This is a genomic window from Bordetella tumulicola, from assembly GCF_054779135.1.
The window spans coordinates 132,491-154,282 of record NZ_BAAGYU010000011.1 but is presented as its reverse complement, the minus strand read 5'-3'; the positions used below and the strand labels follow the sequence as shown (position 1 = coordinate 154,282).

Annotated in this window: 19 protein-coding genes; 9 read left to right on the top strand and 10 right to left on the bottom strand. The window is 58.7% G+C overall.

What is annotated here, in order from left to right; all coding sequences use genetic code 11:
* Window positions 1-21: 21 nt before the first annotated feature.
* From ACYVDM_RS22905 to ACYVDM_RS22890, 4 genes are all read left to right on the top strand, one after another.
* Window positions 22-1,215, top strand: a complete 1,194-nt coding sequence (locus tag ACYVDM_RS22905; protein ID WP_415789941.1) for an aminotransferase class V-fold PLP-dependent enzyme — start codon at window positions 22-24, stop codon at window positions 1,213-1,215.
* Between the two features lie 20 nt (window positions 1,216-1,235).
* Window positions 1,236-2,705, top strand: coding sequence for a M81 family metallopeptidase (locus ACYVDM_RS22900; RefSeq protein WP_415789938.1), 1,470 nt, complete (start codon window positions 1,236-1,238; stop codon window positions 2,703-2,705).
* A gap of 58 nt (window positions 2,706-2,763) precedes the next feature.
* Window positions 2,764-3,552 (top strand): IclR family transcriptional regulator, encoded by a 789-nt coding sequence (locus ACYVDM_RS22895; RefSeq protein WP_415789935.1) that lies wholly within the window; start codon window positions 2,764-2,766, stop codon window positions 3,550-3,552.
* Window positions 3,553-3,750: 198 nt separating this feature from the next.
* The gene (locus ACYVDM_RS22890; RefSeq protein ID WP_415789931.1) at window positions 3,751-5,664 is read left to right on the top strand and encodes a B12-binding domain-containing radical SAM protein; all 1,914 of its coding nucleotides are present in this window, start codon (window positions 3,751-3,753) and stop codon (window positions 5,662-5,664) included.
* A 122-nt stretch (window positions 5,665-5,786) separates the two neighbouring features.
* Here ACYVDM_RS22890 and ACYVDM_RS22885 read toward each other — a convergent pair whose 3' ends face one another.
* The 4 genes from ACYVDM_RS22885 to ACYVDM_RS22870 are packed head-to-tail and all read right to left on the bottom strand — an operon-like array spanning window position 5,787 to window position 9,696.
* On the bottom strand, window positions 5,787-6,764 hold the full coding sequence (locus ACYVDM_RS22885; protein WP_415789928.1) for a Bug family tripartite tricarboxylate transporter substrate binding protein: 978 nt from the start codon (window positions 6,762-6,764) through the stop codon (window positions 5,787-5,789).
* A gap of 51 nt (window positions 6,765-6,815) precedes the next feature.
* On the bottom strand, window positions 6,816-7,826 hold the full coding sequence (locus tag ACYVDM_RS22880; protein WP_415789926.1) for a Gfo/Idh/MocA family protein: 1,011 nt from the start codon (window positions 7,824-7,826) through the stop codon (window positions 6,816-6,818).
* On the bottom strand, window positions 7,823-8,842 hold the full coding sequence (locus ACYVDM_RS22875; protein ID WP_415789924.1) for a Gfo/Idh/MocA family protein: 1,020 nt from the start codon (window positions 8,840-8,842) through the stop codon (window positions 7,823-7,825). Before ACYVDM_RS22875 ends, ACYVDM_RS22880 begins: the two co-directional genes overlap by 4 nt.
* Complete coding sequence (locus ACYVDM_RS22870) at window positions 8,839-9,696, bottom strand: NAD-dependent epimerase/dehydratase family protein (RefSeq protein WP_415789922.1); 858 nt, start codon at window positions 9,694-9,696, stop codon at window positions 8,839-8,841. Before ACYVDM_RS22870 ends, ACYVDM_RS22875 begins: the two co-directional genes overlap by 4 nt.
* A 203-nt stretch (window positions 9,697-9,899) precedes the next feature.
* Here ACYVDM_RS22870 and ACYVDM_RS22865 point away from each other — a divergent pair, with 203 nt between their 5' ends.
* A complete protein-coding gene (locus ACYVDM_RS22865; protein ID WP_415789920.1) occupies window positions 9,900-10,790 on the top strand; it encodes a LysR substrate-binding domain-containing protein in 891 nt (296 codons plus the stop codon).
* 229 nt (window positions 10,791-11,019) lie between these two features.
* Here ACYVDM_RS22865 and ACYVDM_RS22860 read toward each other — a convergent pair whose 3' ends face one another.
* From ACYVDM_RS22860 to ACYVDM_RS22840, 5 genes are all read right to left on the bottom strand, one after another.
* On the bottom strand, window positions 11,020-12,372 hold the full coding sequence (locus tag ACYVDM_RS22860; RefSeq protein ID WP_415789918.1) for a c-type cytochrome: 1,353 nt from the start codon (window positions 12,370-12,372) through the stop codon (window positions 11,020-11,022).
* 10 nt (window positions 12,373-12,382) lie between these two features.
* On the bottom strand, window positions 12,383-14,152 hold the full coding sequence (locus tag ACYVDM_RS22855; protein ID WP_415789916.1) for a GMC family oxidoreductase: 1,770 nt from the start codon (window positions 14,150-14,152) through the stop codon (window positions 12,383-12,385).
* A 3-nt stretch (window positions 14,153-14,155) separates the two neighbouring features.
* Entirely contained in the window at window positions 14,156-14,854 is a 699-nt protein-coding gene (locus ACYVDM_RS22850; RefSeq protein ID WP_415789914.1) for a gluconate 2-dehydrogenase subunit 3 family protein, read from the bottom strand.
* Between the two features lie 144 nt (window positions 14,855-14,998).
* Window positions 14,999-15,823 carry a hypothetical protein gene (locus ACYVDM_RS22845; RefSeq protein WP_415789912.1) on the bottom strand — a complete coding sequence of 275 codons (825 nt, stop codon included), beginning with the start codon at window positions 15,821-15,823 and terminating at the stop codon, window positions 14,999-15,001.
* 34 nt (window positions 15,824-15,857) lie between these two features.
* Window positions 15,858-16,757, bottom strand: coding sequence for a LysR family transcriptional regulator (locus tag ACYVDM_RS22840; protein WP_415789910.1), 900 nt, complete (start codon window positions 16,755-16,757; stop codon window positions 15,858-15,860).
* 161 nt (window positions 16,758-16,918) lie between these two features.
* Between ACYVDM_RS22840 and ACYVDM_RS22835 the strand changes: the two genes are divergently transcribed.
* The 4 genes from ACYVDM_RS22835 (at window position 16,919) to groL (ending at window position 21,080) form a co-directional block, all read left to right on the top strand.
* A complete protein-coding gene (locus ACYVDM_RS22835; protein WP_415789908.1) occupies window positions 16,919-17,887 on the top strand; it encodes a Bug family tripartite tricarboxylate transporter substrate binding protein in 969 nt (322 codons plus the stop codon).
* 18 nt (window positions 17,888-17,905) lie between these two features.
* Complete coding sequence (locus ACYVDM_RS22830; protein WP_415789906.1) at window positions 17,906-18,808, top strand: NAD(P)-dependent oxidoreductase; 903 nt, start codon at window positions 17,906-17,908, stop codon at window positions 18,806-18,808.
* 311 nt (window positions 18,809-19,119) lie between these two features.
* On the top strand, window positions 19,120-19,407 hold the full coding sequence (groES, locus tag ACYVDM_RS22825; RefSeq protein WP_209156792.1) for a co-chaperone GroES: 288 nt from the start codon (window positions 19,120-19,122) through the stop codon (window positions 19,405-19,407).
* Between the two features lie 32 nt (window positions 19,408-19,439).
* A complete protein-coding gene (gene groL, locus ACYVDM_RS22820; protein WP_415789903.1) occupies window positions 19,440-21,080 on the top strand; it encodes a chaperonin GroEL in 1,641 nt (546 codons plus the stop codon).
* A gap of 270 nt (window positions 21,081-21,350) precedes the next feature.
* On the opposite strand, the gene ACYVDM_RS22815 is transcribed toward groL, so the two are convergent.
* Complete coding sequence (locus ACYVDM_RS22815; RefSeq protein ID WP_415789900.1) at window positions 21,351-21,746, bottom strand: MerR family transcriptional regulator; 396 nt, start codon at window positions 21,744-21,746, stop codon at window positions 21,351-21,353.
* Window positions 21,747-21,792: the final 46 nt, after the last annotated feature.

Below are 21,792 nucleotides of genomic sequence, written 5' to 3'. Positions count from 1 at the left end.
AGACTGAATTGGGGTGCTGCATTGAAAGACATAAGAGAATCTCTGGGGCTGCGGCGCGTCATCAACGTCTCGGGCACAATGACCAGCTTGGGCGCATCCATTGCCGTTCCGGAGGCGATCGAGGCCGCATCGCAAATCCTGCCGCAATTCGTTGAAATTGGCGCACTGCAAAAGTATGCCAGCCGCGTCATTGCCGAGGTGTGCGAAAGCGAAGCCGGCTTTGTGACGGCATCCTGTTCCGCGGGTTTGACCATCGCCGTGGCAGGCACGATGACCGGCCCGGACTTGGGCGCGGTCGAACGGCTGCCCGATACGAGTCGACTCAAGAACGAGGTGCTCATTCAGACGGGGCATCTCATTAACTACGGCGCCCCGGTGGATCAAGCCATCCGCATCTCGGGCGCGCGCATCGTGCCCGTGGGTCAATCAACGACAGGCCGCCGATATCAGCTCGAATCTGCGATAACCGAAAGCACGGCAGCAGCCGTCTTTGTCATATCGCACCACGCGGTTCAATACGGATTGATCCAACTCGACGAGTTTATCGAGGTCTGCCATGCACGCAATGTGCCGGTGATCGTGGATGCCGCTTCGGAATACGATTTGCGTCGATTCCTGGCGCTAGGCGCCGACATCTGCCTGTACTCCGCACATAAGTTCATGGGCGGAATCACCGCTGGCATCGTGGTGGGTAAACGTGAACATGTACGTCACGCATATTTGCAAAACATTGGCATTGGTCGCGGCATGAAGGTCGGCAAGGAAGGCATTCTAGCCACCGCCGCCACCTTGCAGGCGTGGGTCAAGCGTGATCATGCGGCCGATCGCCAACGTCAGAACGCCAATCTGGTGTGCTGGCAAGACGCGGTAGCGGGTTTTGCAGGCATACGTACCGAGATCCTGCCCGATCCCACCGGTAATCCGCTGAGCCGCCTGCGCGTCAGCGTCGATCCGGCACAGGCGAAGGTCACTGCCTGGGAGCTAGCGGACCTACTTTCGCAAGCCGAGCGTCCCGTCATTGTGCGTGACGACGAGATCGATCAGGGATATTTCGAAATGGATCCGTGCAATGTCCGCGATAACGAGACTGACATCGTCGCCAAGACACTACGCACAGCGATCGCGACCGCTGCCACGCAGTCGACGCACAAGCCTACGCCCGTCCATGAGCGACGCAATCGCAACGCCGCCGCGCTGTTGAACTGGCCCGAATAACACCTCTATTGGAGCCTTGCATGAAACTCTTTTCGGCATCACTGGCGACAGAAACCAATACATTCTCGCCGCTCATTTGCTCGCTTGAAGCCTATCGCACGGGTACATTTCTACGCCCTGGCGAACACCCCGACGAACATCCGCTGGCGCAAACGGCACCGCTTTGGGTGGCGCGCAAGCGTGCTGCTATCGATGGCTTCGAGCTGATCGAGGGAAGTTGCTTCCAGACCTCGCCTGCGGGCACGACAACGCGCGCCGCCTATGAGTTCATGCGCGACGAAATTCTGGACCAAGTGCGTGCGGCCTTGCCACTCGATGGCGTATTGCTCGGTTTGCACGGCGCCATGGTGGCCGATGGCTACGATGACGTTGAAGGCGACATCCTTGAGCGTGTGCGTGCGTTGGTGGGCAAAGCCTGCGTCATCGGGGTGGAGCTCGATCCGCACTGTCATCTGACCCGCAAGCGAATCGCGAACGCTGACATCACCATTCTCTACAAGGAACATCCACATACCGACACCGTCGAGCGGGCAGAGGAAATTCTGGATCTGGTGTTACGAACCATTCGTGGCGAGATCAAGCCGGTATCATCAGTGTTCGATTGTCAGCAGTTAGGGAGTTATCGCACCACCCTCACGCTAATGCGCCAATTGGTCGACGACATCATCGCCATGGAAGGCCATGACAATATCCTGTCGATTTCGATCTGCCATTCCTTTCCCTATGCAGATGTGCCCGAACTGGGCGCACGCATTCTGGTAATAGCCGATGGCGACAAAGCAGCGGCCGATCGTGTCGCTACGCTAGTCGGCGAACGCCTGATCGCGCTGCGCGGTCGCAGCATGCCGGAATATTTCGAAGTCGAGGCGGGACTCGATCACGCCCTCGCTTCGACGGCCTGGCCCGTCGTGATCGCAGATCCCGCCGACAACGCCGGCGGAGGGGCAGGCAGCGACAACACGACGATTATCCGATCATTGGTCGCGCGCAACATACAAGGCGCTATCGTCGGCCCGCTGTGGGACCCGATCGCGGTCCAACTATGCTTTGCGGCGGGGATCGGTGGCAGGCTCCAACTGCGTTTTGGTGGAAAGACGGGTGCATCGTCTGGCATGCCCATCGATGCCTATGTAGAGGTGGTCGGGCTAGGCACAGACTGCAAGCAGACCTTGGTTAAGGCCGTCAACGATCTCGGCGATTGCGCCGCCATCCGCGTGGGCGGTGTGGAGGTCGTGCTAACGACCATGCGCACTCAGGCATTAGGCCTACAGTTGTTCACCAACGTTGGTATCGACCCTACCCAACGCAAGCTGGTAGTGGTGAAATCGAACAATCATTTCATGGCCGCTTATGCCCCTATCGCGGCAAGTGTGATCTACATCGATTCGGACGGCCCCATGGTAAGCGACTTCACAAAAATTCCGTTCACCAAAATCACACATCCGCTGTGGCCACTGGATGCCGAAACCGAGCCGAAATTGATTATGTAATGCCACAATATCGAATCAGCGTTCATTCCGAACGTCTGCCTCCTACCCGCCATCGATCATGAGCAAATCCTCTTCGGAACGACCATCCCCCACGGCAACGCGTTCGCGCGTAAGCGGTATCGACCGTGCCATTCAGGTGTTCGACTACCTGCATGCCTCGAACGGACCGGCCGCGCCGTATGCCATGGCCAAATCGTTGGGTTTGCCTATATCCACAGCCTACCCTCTGATCGAGTCGTTGGTTGAGCGCGAGCTGCTGTCACGGCAAAACGATGGAAAAATCTGGTTCGGCGTACGAATGTACCGATACGGCTTAAGTTATGCGCGGGCGCTAGATTTTCTTGAACTCGCCAAGCAACAGATGCAAGGGCTATCCGATGAAGTAGGCGAAACGGTGCAAGTATGTACTCGTGAAGGCTACGAAATGGTGGTGGTAGGCATGGTGGAAGGCAAAGGCCATTTTCACGTTAGCTCCCGGGTCGGCTCGCGCATTCCGCTGAACTGGACCGCGTCGGGCCGATTGCTCGTCGGCCACTTACCCAAGGAAGAGCGGGTGGCATTGTTCACGCTGGCGGCCAAAGCGTCACATACCGGGCGTGCCGACACCGATGCAGAGCATCTTGCGCAAGCCGCCGGCCAGGCGTTCCGCGATCGGCTATCTATTCAGATCGGGGAGTCGGACTATTCTGTGGCATGTGTCGCCTCGCCGATATGCGATGCCTCGGGCGCGTGTGTGGCGACCATTTCGATCGTGTTGCCCGAACAACGCGTGCACGAGCGGCGCGACTATTACGCCGACGCAGTCCAGCGTGCATCCCTACGGGTGCAGCGTGCGCTTACCGAATAAGCCCGGCACGTAAAAATCGCCAAAATCTGCCTTTTGCCGGAAAAAGCCTCTCATTTTAGTCTTGCGTATACAAGGGGCCGAGAATACAGGCTTCGATCAACTCGGGATCAATATTGGAATCACGAGCTCCACGCTCTCGCGCCGCGGTTGCCTATAATTGCCACGATCCTTGCTTCGACGGCAATCTTGCCGTGCCTCATGCCCACCTTGCCTTTACGCGTGCTGTCCATCATTGCGCCGATGACGCAGTTGAACACGCCCTATCCGTCCACTGCCTATTTGACCGGTTTTCTGCGGTCGCGCGGAATAACGGCGTTCCAAGAGGATCTCGCGCTTGCTCTGGTACTGCGCTTGCTCTCGTCTGACGGCCTACGTGCCGTGGCGGAACGTGTCGCCGCGCTACCGGCCAAAACATACAGCCCGACGGTCCAAGCGTTCGTAGCCCAGCAACCACGTTACCTGGCGACAATAGGACCGGTGATCGCGTTCTTGCAAGGCCGCGATTCCACCTTGGCACACCGCATCGTCAGTCGTAACTTTCTACCCGAGGGGCCGCGTTTCAGTTCCTTGGACGTGTACCTGGACGAAGATGGCGGTGACCCTTTGGCTTGGGCATTTGGCGCGCTGGGCTTGCATGACCGCGCCAAACACCTGGCAACGTTGTATCTGAATGATCTCGCGGACGTGTTGCGGGACGCCATCGATTCGCGTTTCGAGTTCGTGCGCTATGCCGAATCACTGGCCGGCAGCCAGCCCACTTTCGACCCCTTGGCCCAATCGCTATCGGCCCCATTGAATCTGGTGGACGAAACCCTGCGCGATCTGACCACGGAGGCGCTCACGCGCCATGCGCCCACAGTGGTGCTGTTGTCGGTGCCATTTCCCGGCACCGTTTATGCCGCCTTTCGTATCGCCCAAACCATCAAGGCACAAGACCCGACCATCGTCACCGTGCTGGGCGGCGGCTTCGTCAATACCGAGCTACGCGAACTGCAAGACCCGCGCGTGTTCGATTACATCGACTATGTCACGCTAGACGCCGGTGAACGGCCCTTGCAGTCTTTGCTGGAACATCTGCAAGGCAAGCGTTCGCGTCAGCGTCTGGTACGAACCTTCCTTCGTGATCACGACACTGGAACCGTACAGTACGTGAACATGGTCGAGCCCGATATCGCATTCGCGGAAGTGGGCACGCCCACCTGGGACGGCCTCCCACTGGATCGCTACTTGTCGCTGCTCGACATGCTGAACCCGATGAACCGTTTATGGAGCGACGGGCGCTGGAACAAGCTGACCGTAGCGCATGGATGCTATTGGAAGAAATGTAGTTTCTGCGATATCAATCTGGACTATATCGGCCGTTACGAAGGCGCCTCGGCGAAAGTGCTCGCGGACCGGATCGACACCATCGTGAACGAAACAGGGCAGACCGGCTTTCATTTCGTCGACGAAGCGGCACCCCCCAAGTCGCTGAAGGCACTCGCGACCGAGCTGATCGAACGCAACGCCGGCATTTCATGGTGGGGCAACATCCGCTTCGAAAAAACCTTCAGCCCCGAGTTATGCGAGCTGTTGGCCAATAGCGGCTGCATCGCCATATCGGGCGGACTAGAAGTGGCCTCGGACCGGCTGCTGAGCCTGATGAAAAAAGGCGTCTCCGTCGGGCAAGTGGCACGGGTGACCCGCGCGTTCACCGATGCCGGCATTCTGGTGCATGCTTACCTCATGTACGGCTTCCCCACGCAAACGGTGCAGGATACCGTCGATGCACTAGAGTACGTGCGACAACTATTTGAGAATGATTGCATTCAAAGCGGCTTCTTCCACCGCTTCGTCTGTACCGTCCATTCACCGGTAGGCATGAACCCCGAGGAATACGGCGTGACGTTGGAGCCATTGCCTCCCGTCACGTTTGCGAAGAACGATATCGGTTTTCATGATCCCACGGGGGTTGATCATGACGCGCTCGGGAAAGGACTAAAGAAGGCTATCTACAACTACATGCACGGTATCGGCCTGGACGAGGACGTGCGCACCTGGTTTCCTTTCAAGGTGCCGCGAACCACGGTGGCGCGCAACTACATCAGCCGTGCGTTGAACCAACGTGGTTAGTGCGAGAAACTCTCCCCACCAGCGTCTGCAGTCAGCCATCGGAGCCTCATCCCTGTCAACAGCGAAGAATGTTTACGGGCTGCAGACGTGCTGTACGTGAAAGCCAGGCAGGGTCAGCTCTATCAATCAGCCGTGATGCCACGAGCGTCGATCAATTTTTTCCACTTGATCGACTCTTGATTGATCAGTGCCTGCGCGTCTTCTGGAGATCCGCCTGCCGGGTCAATACTCAACTCTTTCAGTTTTGCCCGGATCTGATCATCTTTCAACGCCGCATTCACGGCATGATTCAGCTTGTTGACGATATCATCCGGTGTCGCTTTCGGGGCGACCAAGGTATACCAGAGGAAAATCTCGAAATCCTTGAGGCCGGCCTCGCTCATGGTAGGCAGATCCGGATACTGAGCGGAACGCTCCAATGTCGATATGCCTAACGCCTTTATTCGCCCTGCCTGAACAAACGGCATTCCTTCTGGAACCAGGACAAGCATGGCATCAACTTGGCCGGATACCAGATCTTGCAAGGCAGGCGCGCCACCACGATAAGGTACATGCAATACATCAATGCCCGCGTTTTGCTTGTACATCTCCATGCCTAGGTGACCCGGAGACCCAACGCCCGGTGACGCGTAGGTATTTTCAGAGTGCGACTTGAAGTACGCGGTCAACTCCTGCAGCGTATTCGCCGGGACCTTGGGGTTGACAGTCAAGATCGCGGGAACACTTGCGATGTGGACAATCGGCTTGAAGTCCTTTTCAGGGTTGTAGGTCAGAGACCCTTTGTACAGCGCGGGGTTAACGGCCAGACTGGACAGCGTGGCCAGCATCAGCGTGTAGCCGTCAGCGGGAGCCGAGGCTGTCGCGCCGGCGCCAACGGCCTCGGCCGCGCCAGGCCGGTTTTCGACGATGATCGGTTGCTTGAGTTCACTACTGAGCTTGGTGCCCAAGAGTCGGGCCAGAACGTCCGACGTGCCGCCGGGCGGATAGGGCACGATAAGTCTGATGGGTTTGTCTGGGTAATCAGTACTGGCGGCAACCGCAGGGCTGGCGGTGATGGTCGCAGCCAGAATCATGGCAGCCGATATGGCAATGCGCTTCATGTTGTGTCTCCTCTCGTTATTTAATAAATTTCAAACGCGTTTGCGCCATTCCTATTTCATCTGCTTCGAGGCCTCAATAATGGATTCGATCAAACGATGGGTTTCCAATGCCTCGCCGCCGGTGACGAGAGGAGGACGGCCTTCTTTGACCGCTTGTGCAAAGTCCTGGATCAAATCCTTATGTGCCGCAGGAGAAAAATCCATGATGCTGTCGCCGCTACCGGACTTGCCCTCGGCCTCTACACCGATGTGCCTGCCATCATGAAAATTCACGTCCAGCCGCCCGCCCTCAAGTCGCGCGGTCGCTTGCAGGCAGATGATCTCGAGCGATTCGGCTCGGCCTGGATAAGAGGCCGTCGTCGCAATGATCGAGCCCGGAGCACCGTTGTCCAGATCGAGCAGAGCGGTGACATAGTCTTCGGTCTCGATCGCGTGGATATCGGTGGTGATGGCCCGCGCCGCGAGTACTTGCCTGACGCCCAGCAGACTGCGAAACAGATCAATGGCGTGGATGGCTTGCGTAAGCAAGACGCCTCCCCCGTCCCGGGCGCGGGTACCGCGGCCCGCCGCATCGTAGTACCCCGCTTGCGAACGCCACCAGGGAACGGTCAGCGTTGCTGCCTGCACTTCACCTAGATCACCGATAGTTAATAGTTCACGCAGGCGTTGGGCGCCGGGACGCAGCCGATGTTGCAGAACCACGCCAAAGCGCAGGCCGCTGGACTGCGCAAGCTGGACAAGTTGTTCGGCGCGGGCAAGCGACACCTCGAGTGGTTTTTCGACCAGGGTGTGTTTTCCGGCAGCGAGACTGCGGCTCGCAATGTCTAAATGCGTGGCGGCCGGCGTTGCAACGATGACGATATCGACCTGTGGATCGCTCAGAGCGCGGTCGATATCGGTGGTGGCTGTCACCCAATTGTCCAGCAGACCCGGCGGCACGCGTGCGGGGTCGCGACAAATGGCCCATCGAAGATCGAGCTCGTCGCGCAGGTCCTTCAGACTGGCAACGTGTGGCTGGGATCCGGGGCCAAGCCCGATGAGCGCAACGCCGAGCTTGGTCATTGTTTATCTCCTTGTCGCGCGATCGCGTCGGCCTCCAGTGCCAGTCGGCTGACAGTGAAAACGTGCGATTGGCCCATGGCCGTCTCGGTACGGTCGCGTACGTCATTGACCAACTGACGAAAAAACACCAAAGGCTCTTGTTGGCAATCGATGTGGTGGGTCCCTTTCTTGTCGACGAGAAAAAGATGGTCTGTACCAGGACGGCCCTCAATGTCGAGATACTTGCGCAGCTCCAGACTGCCTTCGGTCCCGAGGACGAACAAGCGACCGTCTCCCCAAGTCGGCAATCCATCGGGCGTGAACCAGTCGACACGGATATAGCCGCGCCGCCCTGTCGAGGGCGAGCGCAGAGCGATCTCGCCAAAGTCCTGGAACGAGTTCGGTGTCTTTGCACCGAAATGCCCCACTGCGGCGTGCGATATCTCTGCATCGCTAGACCCGCTGAACATCATGAACTGATCGATTTGATGTGAGGCGATGTCGACCAGAATGCCGCCATAGGTCGCCGTGTCAAAGAACCACTCGGGGCGGATATCGCGGTTCAACCGATGCGGGCCCAGGCCGAGGGTCTGAATGACTTCGCCAATCGCACCCTCAGTCACCAGCCGCAGCGCAGTTTGCACCGCGGGCACAATCATGCGTTCGGAAAAGCAAATCGAAAATATCCGACCGGTCTCCTGGGTAGTACGTTCAACGAGGGCGAGCTGTTCGGCATCGGTAATGCCAGGCTTGTCAGTGAGAACGTCCTTGCCGAGCCGCATCGCCTCGACGGCAATAGCCGCGCGTTCGCACGGTACAGCGGCCGTCACAATCAGGTCGATATCAGGGTTCTCCAGCAGCGCCTGACGGTCGTCAATGGGCGGGATCTGCGGAAAGCGTTCCCGTACGCCCTCTAGCACACGCGGATCAGAGGTTTGCGTCCAATAGCCTATGCACTCGGCACCAACGGCGAGAAGTTCTTCGATGAGATGATAGACGTGGCGGTGGTCCAGTCCGATAACCGCAAATTTGATCACGATTCGTCCTTTTTACTTGGTGCTGCCCCCAAGGCACGGCCAGGCCGTGCCTCCATTGGCGTGTAGTCATGCACGACAAATGGGCCGCCCTGATACTGAGACGCGACAGGATCGGCATGCACGGCGATGCCTTCGGCTTGGCTGGCCCATTGCTCCGCATTCTGCCGTGGAGCGTAGCCGATCTGATTAGGCTCGGACATGTCACAGTACGCGCGGCTATTGGCGGATACGCCCCATACCTCGGCGTAGCCCACATCGGGGGCCTCAATCGCGCGTTGCACCAAGTGGATGAGGTCTTCGACGCCCAGCCAGGTGCTCAGATGCCGGCGATTGGCCGGTGGGGTCTCCGAGGCGCTGCCGATACGCAGGCAAACTGATTCGATGCCGTGCTTGTCCCAGTACATCCGCGCCATGCCTTCACCCCACATCTTCGACAGGCCATAAAACCCATCTGGCCGATAGCACGTACCTTGATGCAACGTGTGCTCGACCGGATGCATTCCGAAGGCGTGGTTCGAGCTGGCGAAAATGATACGCTTGACGCGATGCCGACGTGCCCCCTCGTAGACGGCATGCAGCGCAATCAGGTTATTTTCGATGATTTCCGCCAAGGGCCGCTCGACGCTGGTCCCGGCCATATGAACCAAGACATCGATGCCGTCGAGCAGTTTGTCCACGACCTCGGGCTCACGCAGGTCGCCATGCATGATGTCTTCATCCGGGAAAAGAAGCCTCAGCTCGGTGCGACCTCCCGCACTGCGTACTTTGTATCCGAGCTCGGGCAATGCTGTGCGCAAAATACGCCCCAGATTTCCCGCTGCGCCACTCAGGGCAATTTTAATGGGGATGGCCATAGTATCTGCTATGCAACCTGCGACCGAGTGCGCCCAGGTTTCAGTCTCCGATGAATGAGGCATCCGAAAATGGGCTCGGATGCGATTTTATGGTGTGTGGCCCAGGGTTTTGCCGTATATGCTATTGAGTATGGTGCATCGCCAAGCGGTTCGCCAATGCTAAAAAAGTAATGGGCCTTACTGATTCCGTAACGGGCAGGAGTATGGATCTTAAACAGTTGACCTCATTTATCGCGGTTGCCGAGGAAGGGCAACTGAGTCGCGCCGCGGTGCGGCTATGTCTGTCGCAGCCACCACTCAGCCGTCATATCCACGCGCTGGAAAGCGAGCTGGGCGTGCGTTTGTTCGATCGCACAGCCACGGGCATGTCGCTGACACAGGCAGGGGCAGCCTTACTCGACGATGCGCGCAGCATTGAGGGACTGTTTCGACAAGCCCGCGAAAAGGTGCGCAAATCCGGACTTGGCCAGACTGGCCAGATGAGCGTCGGGCTTTACGGGTCTTCGATCTACGGTGCCGTTCCCCGGGTGCTGCGCCAATTCAGGATCTCGCATCCGGATGTCGAATTGAATCTGCACTACGCTCAAACGCCCGAGCAGGTAAAGGCGTTGCGTCGAAATCAGGTGCTTATTGTGTTTGAGAGAATGTTGCCCACGGAATCCGATATCGAGGTGTTGCGGGTCTGTGGCGAGCGCCTCTACGTTGCCATGAACGAGGAGCATCCACTGGCGCGCAGCGAATGGATTGACATCGGAGAACTGCGGCATGAAACCTTCATTCCAGGCACCGAAGTCACTGCAGCATCGCAGCTCGTCGAGATCTGTCGCAAGGCAGGCTTTATACCGCGCATGACGCCGCCGTCCAATAGCGTGGTCACCGCAACATTACTTGCCGGAGTTGGCGTGGGCGTCAGTCTCGTTCCCGAATCGATGACCAATGTGCAACTGCCGGGCGTGATTTATCGACCATTGAACGTGGATGAGGCGTATTCAATGGATTTGCACTGCTTCTATCTGAAAAATAACGAATCGCCGCTATTGGCCAGCATTTTGGAGATTGTCCGTGGGTTTATCGAGCCTTCTCGGGCGGCCTGAAACTCGACCGCCTCGTGAGATTCGATAACGTCTAGCCGGCATTCTCATTGAATATCGAAGCGCTTTACAGCCACTACGATGGAAAGTCACTGGAGTGCAAATTTCGCCTGCGCTCGTGAGCTCGTCACTAATCAGCACTGCTGTACAAACAGGGAGCTTTTGAGATTGTGCTTCAGCAAACTTCTGTGGTGCGGCTTGGCGTGACGTGGTCGCACCAAGCCGCATCCTTTCAATGCTGATTGGCCGATCTGACCTTGGCCACTTGATCTGGTGTCACTTCACCGGCCTTATTGCCCCAAGCCGAGCGCACGAAGCTCGCCAGCGTCGCAACCTCCTCGTCACTCAGACGGTCAGAATAGCCTTGCATGACCAGATGCATAGGGCGACGACTCGTCGACGGCACGGACGTGCCGTTCAATATCGTCGACACCAGCGGGCTCGGGTCCTTGCCTAGGACCATCGCGTTGCCTTGCAGCTCGGGGAATATCTCGGACGCTCCCTTGCCTGTGACGAAGTGGCAGCCGGCGCAGTTGTCCAGGTACAGACGTGCGCCCAGAGGCATATCGGGTGAAGCGGCCGTTAGCAGCTTGGCTGTGGCCAGCCCGGCCTCATTGGCAGGCCTTGGGGGCATAGCGTGAGGTCCAGGAGCAGCTACCTGCTTGGGTGCGTCTTGTATGGGTTGTCCATCCATGGACTTGAGAAATATGGCGATGGCGTTCAGGTCTTGATCATTCAGGTACTGCAGTGAATGCTCGACGGCCAGTGCCATTTCTCCGTTGGCGATAGAGTGGACATTGCGCCCGGTGGCCAGGTAGGCTGCCAGATCAGCGGTGGACCAGTTTTCAATGGAAGAATTTGAGCCTCGTAGCGCGGAAACGTTCCAGCCGTCGAGTTCACCGCCAGTCAGGAAATTGGCATCACCCAAGCGGGTGCCATCCTGTGCCATCAAGGCCGAGCGCGGGCTATGGCAGGCGGCGCAATGGCCTGCGCCTTCGACCAGGTATTGGCCTCGGATTTGCTGCTCATTGCCATCCATCGGTTTGAAGGCCGAATCGCCGGTCAAGGCCAACCAGTTCCAGGCCCGGATGCCAAAACGCAGGTTGAACGGGAAGTCCAGTTCGGTGGCTTGTACCTCGTTTTTGACCGGCTTCACGTCGTTCATCAGGTAGGAGTACAAGGCCCGGATATCGCTCTCGCTCATGAAGCGATAGTTCTCATAGGGCATGGCCGGGTACAGGTGTTTGCCGTTGACGACGCCATCGACCATCGCGGCGCGGAACTGATCCAGTGTCCAGTTGCCGATGCCCGTTTCCTTGTCGGGTGTGATGTTGGACGACCAGATGGTGCCCATGGGGCTGGCGATGCCCCGCCCACCCGCCAGGGGCGAACCGCCCTCGGCCGTGTGACAGGCCATACAGTCACCAGCGCGCATGACGTATTCGCCACGGCCAAGTTCGGGCTTCCAGTCGGAGGCCAGGTCTTCGTTGGGTGGCGTGGTCTTGACGGGCACGTAGATGAAAGCAAGTGCCGCGAGGACAACCAGCACAACCAAGACACCCAAGATACGGAGGGCTGTTTTCATGGTGTGCTCCTCAGACCAGGGGACGCGGGTTGCGCAGGTATAACGTGCGGATGGCGTTCACCGTCCAGAAAGCCAGGCCGCCAACCATGCCGGTGGGGTTGTACTGGGTGTTCTGTACGAAATTGCCTGCTCCCATGACGAATACGTTGTGCTTGTCCCAGGCTTGGCAGTAGCGGTTCACCACGCCTTCGAGCGGGCTGTCGGACATAATGTGACCACCCGTGTTGTGCGTGGTCTGATAGGGGCGCACGTCGTACTGCGCGCCTATATCCTTGAAACCCAGCCGCATCATGTCGGGCTTCATAGCACGGCCCACCTCTCCGGCTTTGAGTTTCATGTACTGGTTCATCTTGAGGTCGTTTTCCTGCCAGTTGAAGGTCATGCGCATCAACGGGCGACCATGCGGGTCCTTGTACGTGGGGTCCAGATCCAGGTGGTTGGCACGATAGGACATGTGCGAGCCGTGTGAGCCGATCGACATGGTGCGGCCATACCATTCCTTGATGGATTTCTTCCAGCCCGCGCCCCACGTGGGGGTGTCAGTCGGCAAAATCATGGAGCGAATCGGCTGTCCATTGAAGGTACCCGAGCGCCAGTAGGCGCCGCCGATAAAGCCCAGCTTGCCAAAGTCGTTCTGGTTGACACTAAAGTCATCAATGCAGATACCGTTCGAACCGTGGCCAATAAAGGGGTTGAAATTGGCGTCCTTGAAGAACATGTTCACGCCGCCGTTCATCTGATAGGCGTAGTTCTTGCCGGTCACGCCTTCGTTGGTGGCCGGGTCATAAGGCTTGCCAATGCCGGACACCAGTAGCAGATGCACGTTATTCAGTTGGAACGACGACAGAATCACCAGGTCTGCGGGTTGAAATACCTCTTCCTGATTGGTGGCATCGAAGTACGTCACGCCAGTAGCGGTCTTGCCATCGGACGAACTCTCGACGCGCAGCACCTCCGCATGCGTACGATATGTGAAATTCGGCTTGCGCTTGAGCGCATCGAGGATGGCGGTCTGCGGCGACGACTTGGAATACTGATAACAACCGTAGCGCTCACAGAACCCACAGAAATTACAGGGCGCCATCTGCATGCCATACGGGTTCACGTAGGCGGTGGACGCGATCCCTGCCGGCGCTGGGAACGGGTGATACCCCATGCTCTTACAGGCAGCCTCGAACTTGGTCGAGTCAAAAGTAGGCGGCATGGGCGGCATGGGATAGTCCTGCGACCGCCAACCCTCAAAGGGATTACCACCTTCCTGGATCTTGCCTTTCAGGTTACCGGCCTTGCCGGAAATGCCGGCGACCAGGTCAAACTGCGTGAAAAACGGCTCCAGCTCATCGTAGGTAACGGGATAATCCATCAAATTCATTCCCTCTGGAATGATGGACTCTCCCCATTTCGCTTTCACGTAGCTGAACAACTGGATTTCTTCAGGTTGCGGCCGCCACAGAAGGCCGTTCCAGTGGACACCAGCACCGCCCACGCCATTGGCAGGCAAAAATGAACCCATGGACCGGTAAGGCAAAGCCGTTTCAGTTTCTGTACGACGAATGGTCACTGTTTGCTGGCTGGGGTGCTGCATGTTCTTCAGCCGCACGCCGTAGGTCAGCTCATCTATCTGGTTGGGGTATTTGAATTCAGGCACCGTGCTCTGGTCGCGGCCACGCTCCAGCGCCACGATCTCCAGCCCTTCAGCGGCCAGTTCAATACCTGCAATAGCGCCCGTCCAACCCAAGCCAACGATGACCACGTCCTTCTTTTTCTCGATACGTGCCATGGTTCAAGCCCTTTCGCCTTTGATGGAAACGGGGCCCAACGGGTACTTCACGTTGTGCTGATCCACCCATTCTTTATAGCTGGCGCGCGCACCTGGAAAGCCGATGTACGACCAAGCCTGCATGCCGTAATTTCCGCCATGCATGGGGTCGGCGAAATAGCCTTCTTTGGTGTTGCTCAGCAAAGTAGCGAAAAAAATACTGAGCTCTGGGTCCAACTCCACTTCGCCTTTTTGAAGCGCAGTGAGGGCTTCGTCCTGCTGTTGCGCTGACAGATCTTTGAAGTCCTTACTCCAACGCGACTTACACCATGCACTGACCGCGGGTATCGCCTTGCGATAGAGCTCTGCGGGGTTCAGTGGGGTTTGCCAACCCCGATCCGGACTGGCCGTTGGGTCGTGCGGACCAACCATGTACCAGTCCTTGGCACTTCCATATTCACCCGCCAATTGGCGATCGATGAATACCGGAACATGGGCTTCCAGCGCCCCTGGGCCATCCCCGTCAGAGGGGATCAGACGGGCTGTAGCTGCGAGTACAAAGCTCCACTCTTCAGGCGTGAAATACTCAGGCTTGTACGTATCAAGCTGAATGGGGGCTTCTTTGGCATTGACATGAAACGGCATGGCAAGGCCGGTGAGTGCCATGCTGGCGCTGGATGCAAGCAGAAAGGTTCTGCGACTTGGGGGAAGCGAGTCAGGCATCTTGTGTTCCTACTTCAAGGGCTATGGTTACATGGATCCCCATCTAGACCTTTGTTCTTATACGTCAGATTATCCGCAATTTCCTGCCGGGCACAAATTTAGCGAGTTACTGAATACCTCCAACTTGCCCGAGAGCACACAGCGTCAAACTCGCGCGGATCTATATACGGAACGCAAGATCAACAATAGCAAAGCGCCAACGCCCAAAACCGCGCCCGCCACATAAAAAACAAATCGCGCGCGTGAGACATTGTCGATTTGTTCAGTATCAAGTACATCTGCGCTTTGAAGAAGCATTGCCCGAATTTCCGATGGGGTCACAACATAGGCAAATAAAAGCAGACAGACACCCAGCAGCATCAGAAGAATCGCCATCCAGTTCAATGTTGCCGAGTACGACGTTCTGGGTATAGGTTGGCGGATTTTGATCTGCTTGTCTTTTTTGTCGGAGATTCGCGCCGGTTTCTTGGCAGGTGTCGAATTCGAAGCCTCTGTCCGACGGTATCGACGACGCAGCAAACTGGGTAAGCAAGCCATCAACCCCACCGCAACCGCGGCTCCGCTCGCAACGGCGGCCGAAATCTGATTGCCACCTGCGAACTGCTGTGAGACGCCTTGCGCCAGCGCTCCCTGCCCCAACAACTCGGACAGCATGTGAGCCGCGCTATAGCAACCCAACAGTATCAATACGGTCGCGGCAAACACGGCAATACCGTTGGCGATATCCTGATCTCGTTCGTCGACTAAGTGCCCGACGGCGTAGCGGATAAATTTCAGACAAGCGATCGTGACTACCAGCAAGATGACGGCGATAATCAGGACCATTCCAAACCCGAAGATAAAGCGGGAAAGAGCAAATGGCATTCGTTTAAAGCGACCGAAAGTACGATCTAAGGGGTTGGTTGAAGAGTCTCGGATTATTGTAGGGTAATCCCCCCACGATGTGCCGATGATGGCGCGCATGTCCATGGGTTCATGCCATGGGGTAGGCGGCGCACTGCGTTCACCACAAGGGGTGGGGGGCCGCGAAATCGACTTCGCTCATGACGCGTTCGCGCATGGCGGCTACCAGGGGCCGGATGTCGTCGCGCCGGCACTGGAACGAATAGTGCAGCCGCTGCAGCGGCGGATCGCTTTCGATGGCGCGGATGGCATGCTTGTCGTACAGGGTGCGCATCCAGCCTTCCGGAAAGAACCCCACGCCGACGCCGGCGGCCACCATGCCGGCGATGGCACCCATATTGTTGCAGGCCAGCTGGCGCGACACGCTCAGGTTGTTTTCTTGCAGCCAGGCTTCGAAGATGCGAGTCGACCCCGCGCCCGGAGGCATGGTGATGACAGTCATGTCTTGCAGACTGGCGGGCGTCAGCACCTTGATCCCTTCGAGCTGAGTGGCCGCGCCCGCCCAGGTATAGCGCACCTCGGCGATGGTATGCGAGGCAATGGAGGGCCGCGACGACCAGCCCGCCACCACGGCGAAATCCAGCTCGCCGGCCTCGACCCGGCGTTCCAGGCTCTGACCCACATCCACGTGGGGTTCCAGGCGCAGGTCGGGATAGTCTTTGCGACAGCGGGCCACGAACTTGGGTAGCCAGCTCATGGCGGCCAGTTCGCCCATGCCGAAACGGCACACGCCTTGCAGGCCGTCGTCGGTGCCCACTGCTGCGCGCGCCCGGTTGGCCGTGCTGAGCATTTCGCGCGCTAGCGGCAGCAGGGTCTTGCCCTCGCGGGTCAGTATCGAACGGTGACCGCTGCGATCGAACAGCGCCTTGCCCAGGTCGGCTTCCAGCTCGGTGATGCGCTTGGACAGCGATGACTGCGACACATGGATATGCATCGCGGCCGCCGCAAAGCTGGAAGATAGCGCGGCGGCATAGAAGGCCTCGAGTTGCTTGAAAGTCATGCGGGCGGTTCCAGATTGCCGCCTGCGCGGGCGGACGTGGCATTGATGCCGAAAATCGATGAAGGTTGAGGGAAATTTATCACTTTCTTCTGAGTATCGTTATTGCTAGAGTGCCTGGGCCTATAACGACAACCCTGCTTCCTGAAAGCGGAGGAGACATCATGAGCACAGCCTTCACTTGGCTGGCCGGCGCCGCGCTGGCCGTCGCCTTGGCCGGCCCTGCCGCCGCGCAGGATTGGACCCCCACCCGGCCCATCGAGATACTGGTCGGCTTCGCGCCGGGCGGCTCGGCCGATCAGATTGCGCGCCAACTGTCCGAAGCGGTGAAAAACACCGTGCCGGTGCCGGTCGTGGTGATCAACAAGCCGGGCGTGGCCGGGGTGCTGGCCGCCCAGGAAATCGCCGCGGCCGAACCCGATGGCTACAAACTGTTCGTGGGCGGCGGCAGCGAAACCACTTCGGTGGGCAATCACCAGAAAATCTCGTACGACCCGCGCCGCGATTTCACACCCGTGCTCAAGGCCGCGCGCCTGCCATCGGTGCTGGCAGTGAATGTGAATTCGCCGTACCCCGACATGAAGGCCTTGATCGCCGCCGCGCAAGGCAAGCCCGAAGCGTTGAGCTATGGGTCCACCGGCAACGGCAGCCTGTTCCATTCGACCATGCTGGCATTCGAGGCCAATAGCGGCTTGCGCTTTCTGCACGTGCCCTACAAGGGGGCGGCCGCTTCGCTGACCGCACTGGCAGCCGGCGAGATCGATATGGCTTTCGGCGCGCCCGAAGAAGTGCGCGGCCTGATCGATGCAGGCAAGATCAGGCCCATTGCCCTGTTCTCGAAATCGCGCGTGCCGTCGCTGCCCAACACCCCCACCATGACCGAGCTGGGCTACTCCATTGCGCTGGACAACATGAAAGGCCTGCTGGCGCCGGCGGACTTGCCCCAGCCGGTGTACCGCTACCTGAACCGCGTATTCCACGATGCCCTGCAAAGCCCGTCGTGGAAGGCCTATGCCGAACGCAGCGGACTGACTACCGACTATGCCGACGGCCCCACTTTCCAGAAAGAGATCGACGACAGCTACACGCTGATCGGCAATTCGCTCGAAGCCACGCGCTCGGCCACGAAATAGCAACAGGAGACCCGCATCATGACCCCGCACGCCAAGCCCACCCTCGGATTCATCGGCCTGGGCATCATGGGCCGAGGCATGGCCGCATCGTTACTGCGTGCGGGCCATGACGTGGTCGTGCACAACCGCGGCCGCGACGCCGAGGTCGCACTGGCCGCAGCTGGCGCCCGCCGTGCCGCCACGCCGGCCGAACTGGGCGGCATGGCGCGGGTGGTGATACTGTGCCTGTCGGATACCGCTGCGGTCGAGGCCGTGCTGTTCGGCCCACAGGGCCTGGCGCCGGCGCTGTCCGCCGGCAGCTACATCATCGATACCAGCACCATCTCGGCGTCGGCCACGCGCGACCATGCGCGGCGCCTGGCCGAGCAGGGCGTGGCGTTGCTGGATGCGCCGATCAGCGGCGGACAGCAGGCCGCAGAACAGGGCACGCTTAGTTGCATGGTGGGCGCCGTGCAAGCGGATTTCGAGGCGTGCCTGCCGTACTTGCAGGCTATTGCCTCGCGCGTGGTGCACGTGGGCGGCAACGGCGCCGGCCAGGTAGCCAAGGCCTGCAACCAGGTGGCCGTCAGTGCGGTGATGCTGGGCGTGGCCGAGGCGTTCTCGCTGGCCCGCGCCAGTGGGGTAGACCCAGCGGCAGTGCGCGAAGCCCTGTTGGGTGGCGCCGCGCGCAGTACCATTCTGGAAAAAAACGCCTTGCGCTTGCTGCAAAACGATTACCAACCGGGCTTTCGCGCCAGTCTGATGCGCAAAGACCTGCGCCTGGCGCTGGAAGCCGCGCGCGATGCCGGCGCCTGCCTGCCAGTGGCCGCCACGACGCTGCAATGGCTCGAGGCCCTGTGCAACACGGGCCATGCCGATGAAGACTGGAGCGCGGTGGGCCGCCTGATTGCCGAGTTTGCGCGGCCTGTGCCGCCCGTTTGAAGCGGCGGCGCATCATCGACTATCGTTGAGCAGGCTATCTCGCGCGCAAGCCATCGTTTCCTCGCGAGTGTTATCACTTCTATCGCCATCTCCAATATTATTGTTGGTCGGCGAAGAGCAGAAACATTCCACTTAGGCTGAATTTCGATATCAGCGCTAATTGCATCAAAAATGTAACAACACCCCCTCCCCCCCTTGAACCTGCCGACATCATCCCTATAATTAGCACTCGCTGCCGGTGAGTGCTAACACTGCTTTTCCGGCCTGAACCCGATCACTTTCACCTTCTTATATAGAAACAGGAGTTCCTCATGGCCCTGCGTCCCCTGCACGATCGCGTGATCGTCAAACGCCTGGACAACGAGCGCAAAACTGCCTCGGGCATCGTTATCCCCGATAGCGCCGCTGAAAAGCCGGATCAAGGCGAAGTCGTGGCCGTTGGCCCGGGCAAGAAGACCGAAGACGGTAAAGTTCTGCCGGTCGATCTGAAGGCCGGCGACAAGGTGTTGTTCGGCAAATATGCCGGCCAAGCCGTAAAGGTCGACGGCGAAGAGCTGCTCGTCATCCGCGAGGAAGAAATCCTCGCCGTGATCCAGTAATTACCTGAACGAATTTTCGAAGGAAGCTCATAATGGCTGCCAAGCAAGTCCTGTTCGGCGATGACGCCCGCGTTCGCATCGTTCGTGGCGTGAATGTTCTCGCCAATGCTGTTAAAACCACCCTGGGCCCCAAGGGCCGTAACGTCGTGCTCGAGCGCTCGTTCGGCGCCCCGACCGTCACCAAAGACGGCGTGTCGGTTGCCAAGGAAATCGAACTGAAAGACAAGTTCGAAAACATCGGCGCTCAATTGGTCAAAGACGTTGCCTCGAAGACCTCGGACAACGCCGGCGACGGCACCACCACCGCCACCGTGCTGGCTCAAGCCATCGTCCAAGAAGGCCTGAAGTACGTTGCCGCGGGTTTCAACCCCATCGACCTCAAGCGCGGTATCGACAAGGCTGTGGCTGCTGCCGTGGCTGAGTTGGCCAAGCAATCCAAGCCGGTCACCACCAGCAAGGAAATCGCTCAAGTCGGCTCGATCTCGGCCAACAGCGACTCGTCGATCGGCCAGATCATCGCTGACGCGATGGACAAGGTCGGCAAAGAAGGCGTCATTACCGTCGAAGACGGCAAGTCGCTGGACAACGAGCTGGACGTGGTCGAAGGCATGCAATTCGACCGTGGCTACCTGTCGCCCTACTTCATCAACAACCCCGAGAAGCAAGTTGCCGCTCTGGACGATCCGTACGTTCTGATTTTCGACAAGAAGATCAGCAACATCCGTGATCTGCTGCCCGTGCTGGAACAAGTCGCCAAGTCGAGCCGTCCTCTGCTGATCATCGCCGAAGACGTCGAAGGCGAAGCCCTGGCTACGCTGGTTGTGAACAACATCCGTGGCATCCTGAAGACCACCGCTGTCAAGGCTCCTGGCTTCGGCGATCGCCGCAAAGCCATGCTGGAAGACCTGGCCATCCTGACCGGTGGTGTGGTGATCTCCGAAGAAACCGGCATGTCGCTGGAAAAGGCCACCCTGGAAGACCTGGGTCAAGCCAAGCGCATCGAAGTCGCCAAGGAAAACACCACGATCATCGACGGCGCTGGCGACAGCAAGTCGATCGAATCCCGCGTGAAGCAAATTCGCGTGCAGATCGAAGAAGCCACGTCGGACTACGATCGTGAAAAGCTGCAACAACGCGTGGCCAAGCTGGCCGGCGGTGTTGCCGTGATTCGCGTCGGTGCTGCCACCGAAGTCGAAATGAAGGAAAAGAAGGCCCGCGTCGAAGATGCCCTGCACGCTACCCGCGCTGCTGTGGAAGAAGGCGTGGTTGCTGGCGGCGGCGTGGCTCTGCTGCGTGCCAAGCAAGCCATCGCTGGCCTGAAAGGCGATACGCCTGACCAAAACGCAGGTATCAAGCTGATCCTGCGTGCTGTCGAAGAACCCCTGCGCATCATCGTTACCAACGCCGGCGAAGAAGCCAGCGTAGTGGTCGACAAGGTTCTGGCCGGCACGGGCAACTACGGCTACAACGCCGCAACCGGCGAGTACACCGATCTGGTCGAGCAAGGCGTGTTGGATCCCACCAAGGTGACCCGCACTGCACTGCAAAACGCCGCTTCGGTGGCCAGCCTGCTGCTGACGGCGGAAGCCGCTGTGGTTGAACTGGCTGAAGACAAGCCCGCTGCTCCCCAGATGCCTGGTGGCATGGGCGGCATGGGTGGCATGGACTTCTAAGTCCACGTCATTGTCGCGAAGTATCCCCGGCGTGCCGGGGATATGCCGAATCAACACCCTCGAGCTTACGTTCGAGGGTGTTTTTTTTCGCTGAGCTACACCTCAGCCCGATTCAGCCTGCGGCGTTAAGTACGCCTGTCATACGTTGCTCAACTTCGTCTCTCGTCGCTGCCCACGCTGGCACGGGTTGGAGTAGCCGCTCCTGCCAGGCAATGAGGTTGGGGAATTCGTCGAGCGGCGCGCCAGTTCGGTAAATCCTGAATTTTTCAGCTATGCCAATGGCGGTTGATCAGGCTCAGAGCCTGAGATCAGCATAGCGCGCAAGCGTTGGCGTTGATTTTCGAGCGCGTCTATCTGTCGTTCGATCATCGCAAGCCGCTTGCGCCGAGCATCAGTCATGTTCGCGCATGCCTTCGCCCCTTCGATCAACAGCATGCAATCGGGAAAGCTACGAATTTCCTCCAGGCTGAAGCCGGCCGCGATCAGACGCTGCAGCTGCTTCACCTGCGTGATGGCTACTGCCTGGAATACGCGGTAACCATTCTCGGCCCGCGTGGATGCGAGCAAGCCGTGCCGATCATAGTGACGAATGGAGCGTACGCTGGCTCCGGTAGCTTGTGCCAGAGCACCGATCTTCAACATGGTTGTTGGCAATGTTTGGCTCATGGATTGAACGATATCACTTCCTCCTTGACTGTGACACTGATGTCAG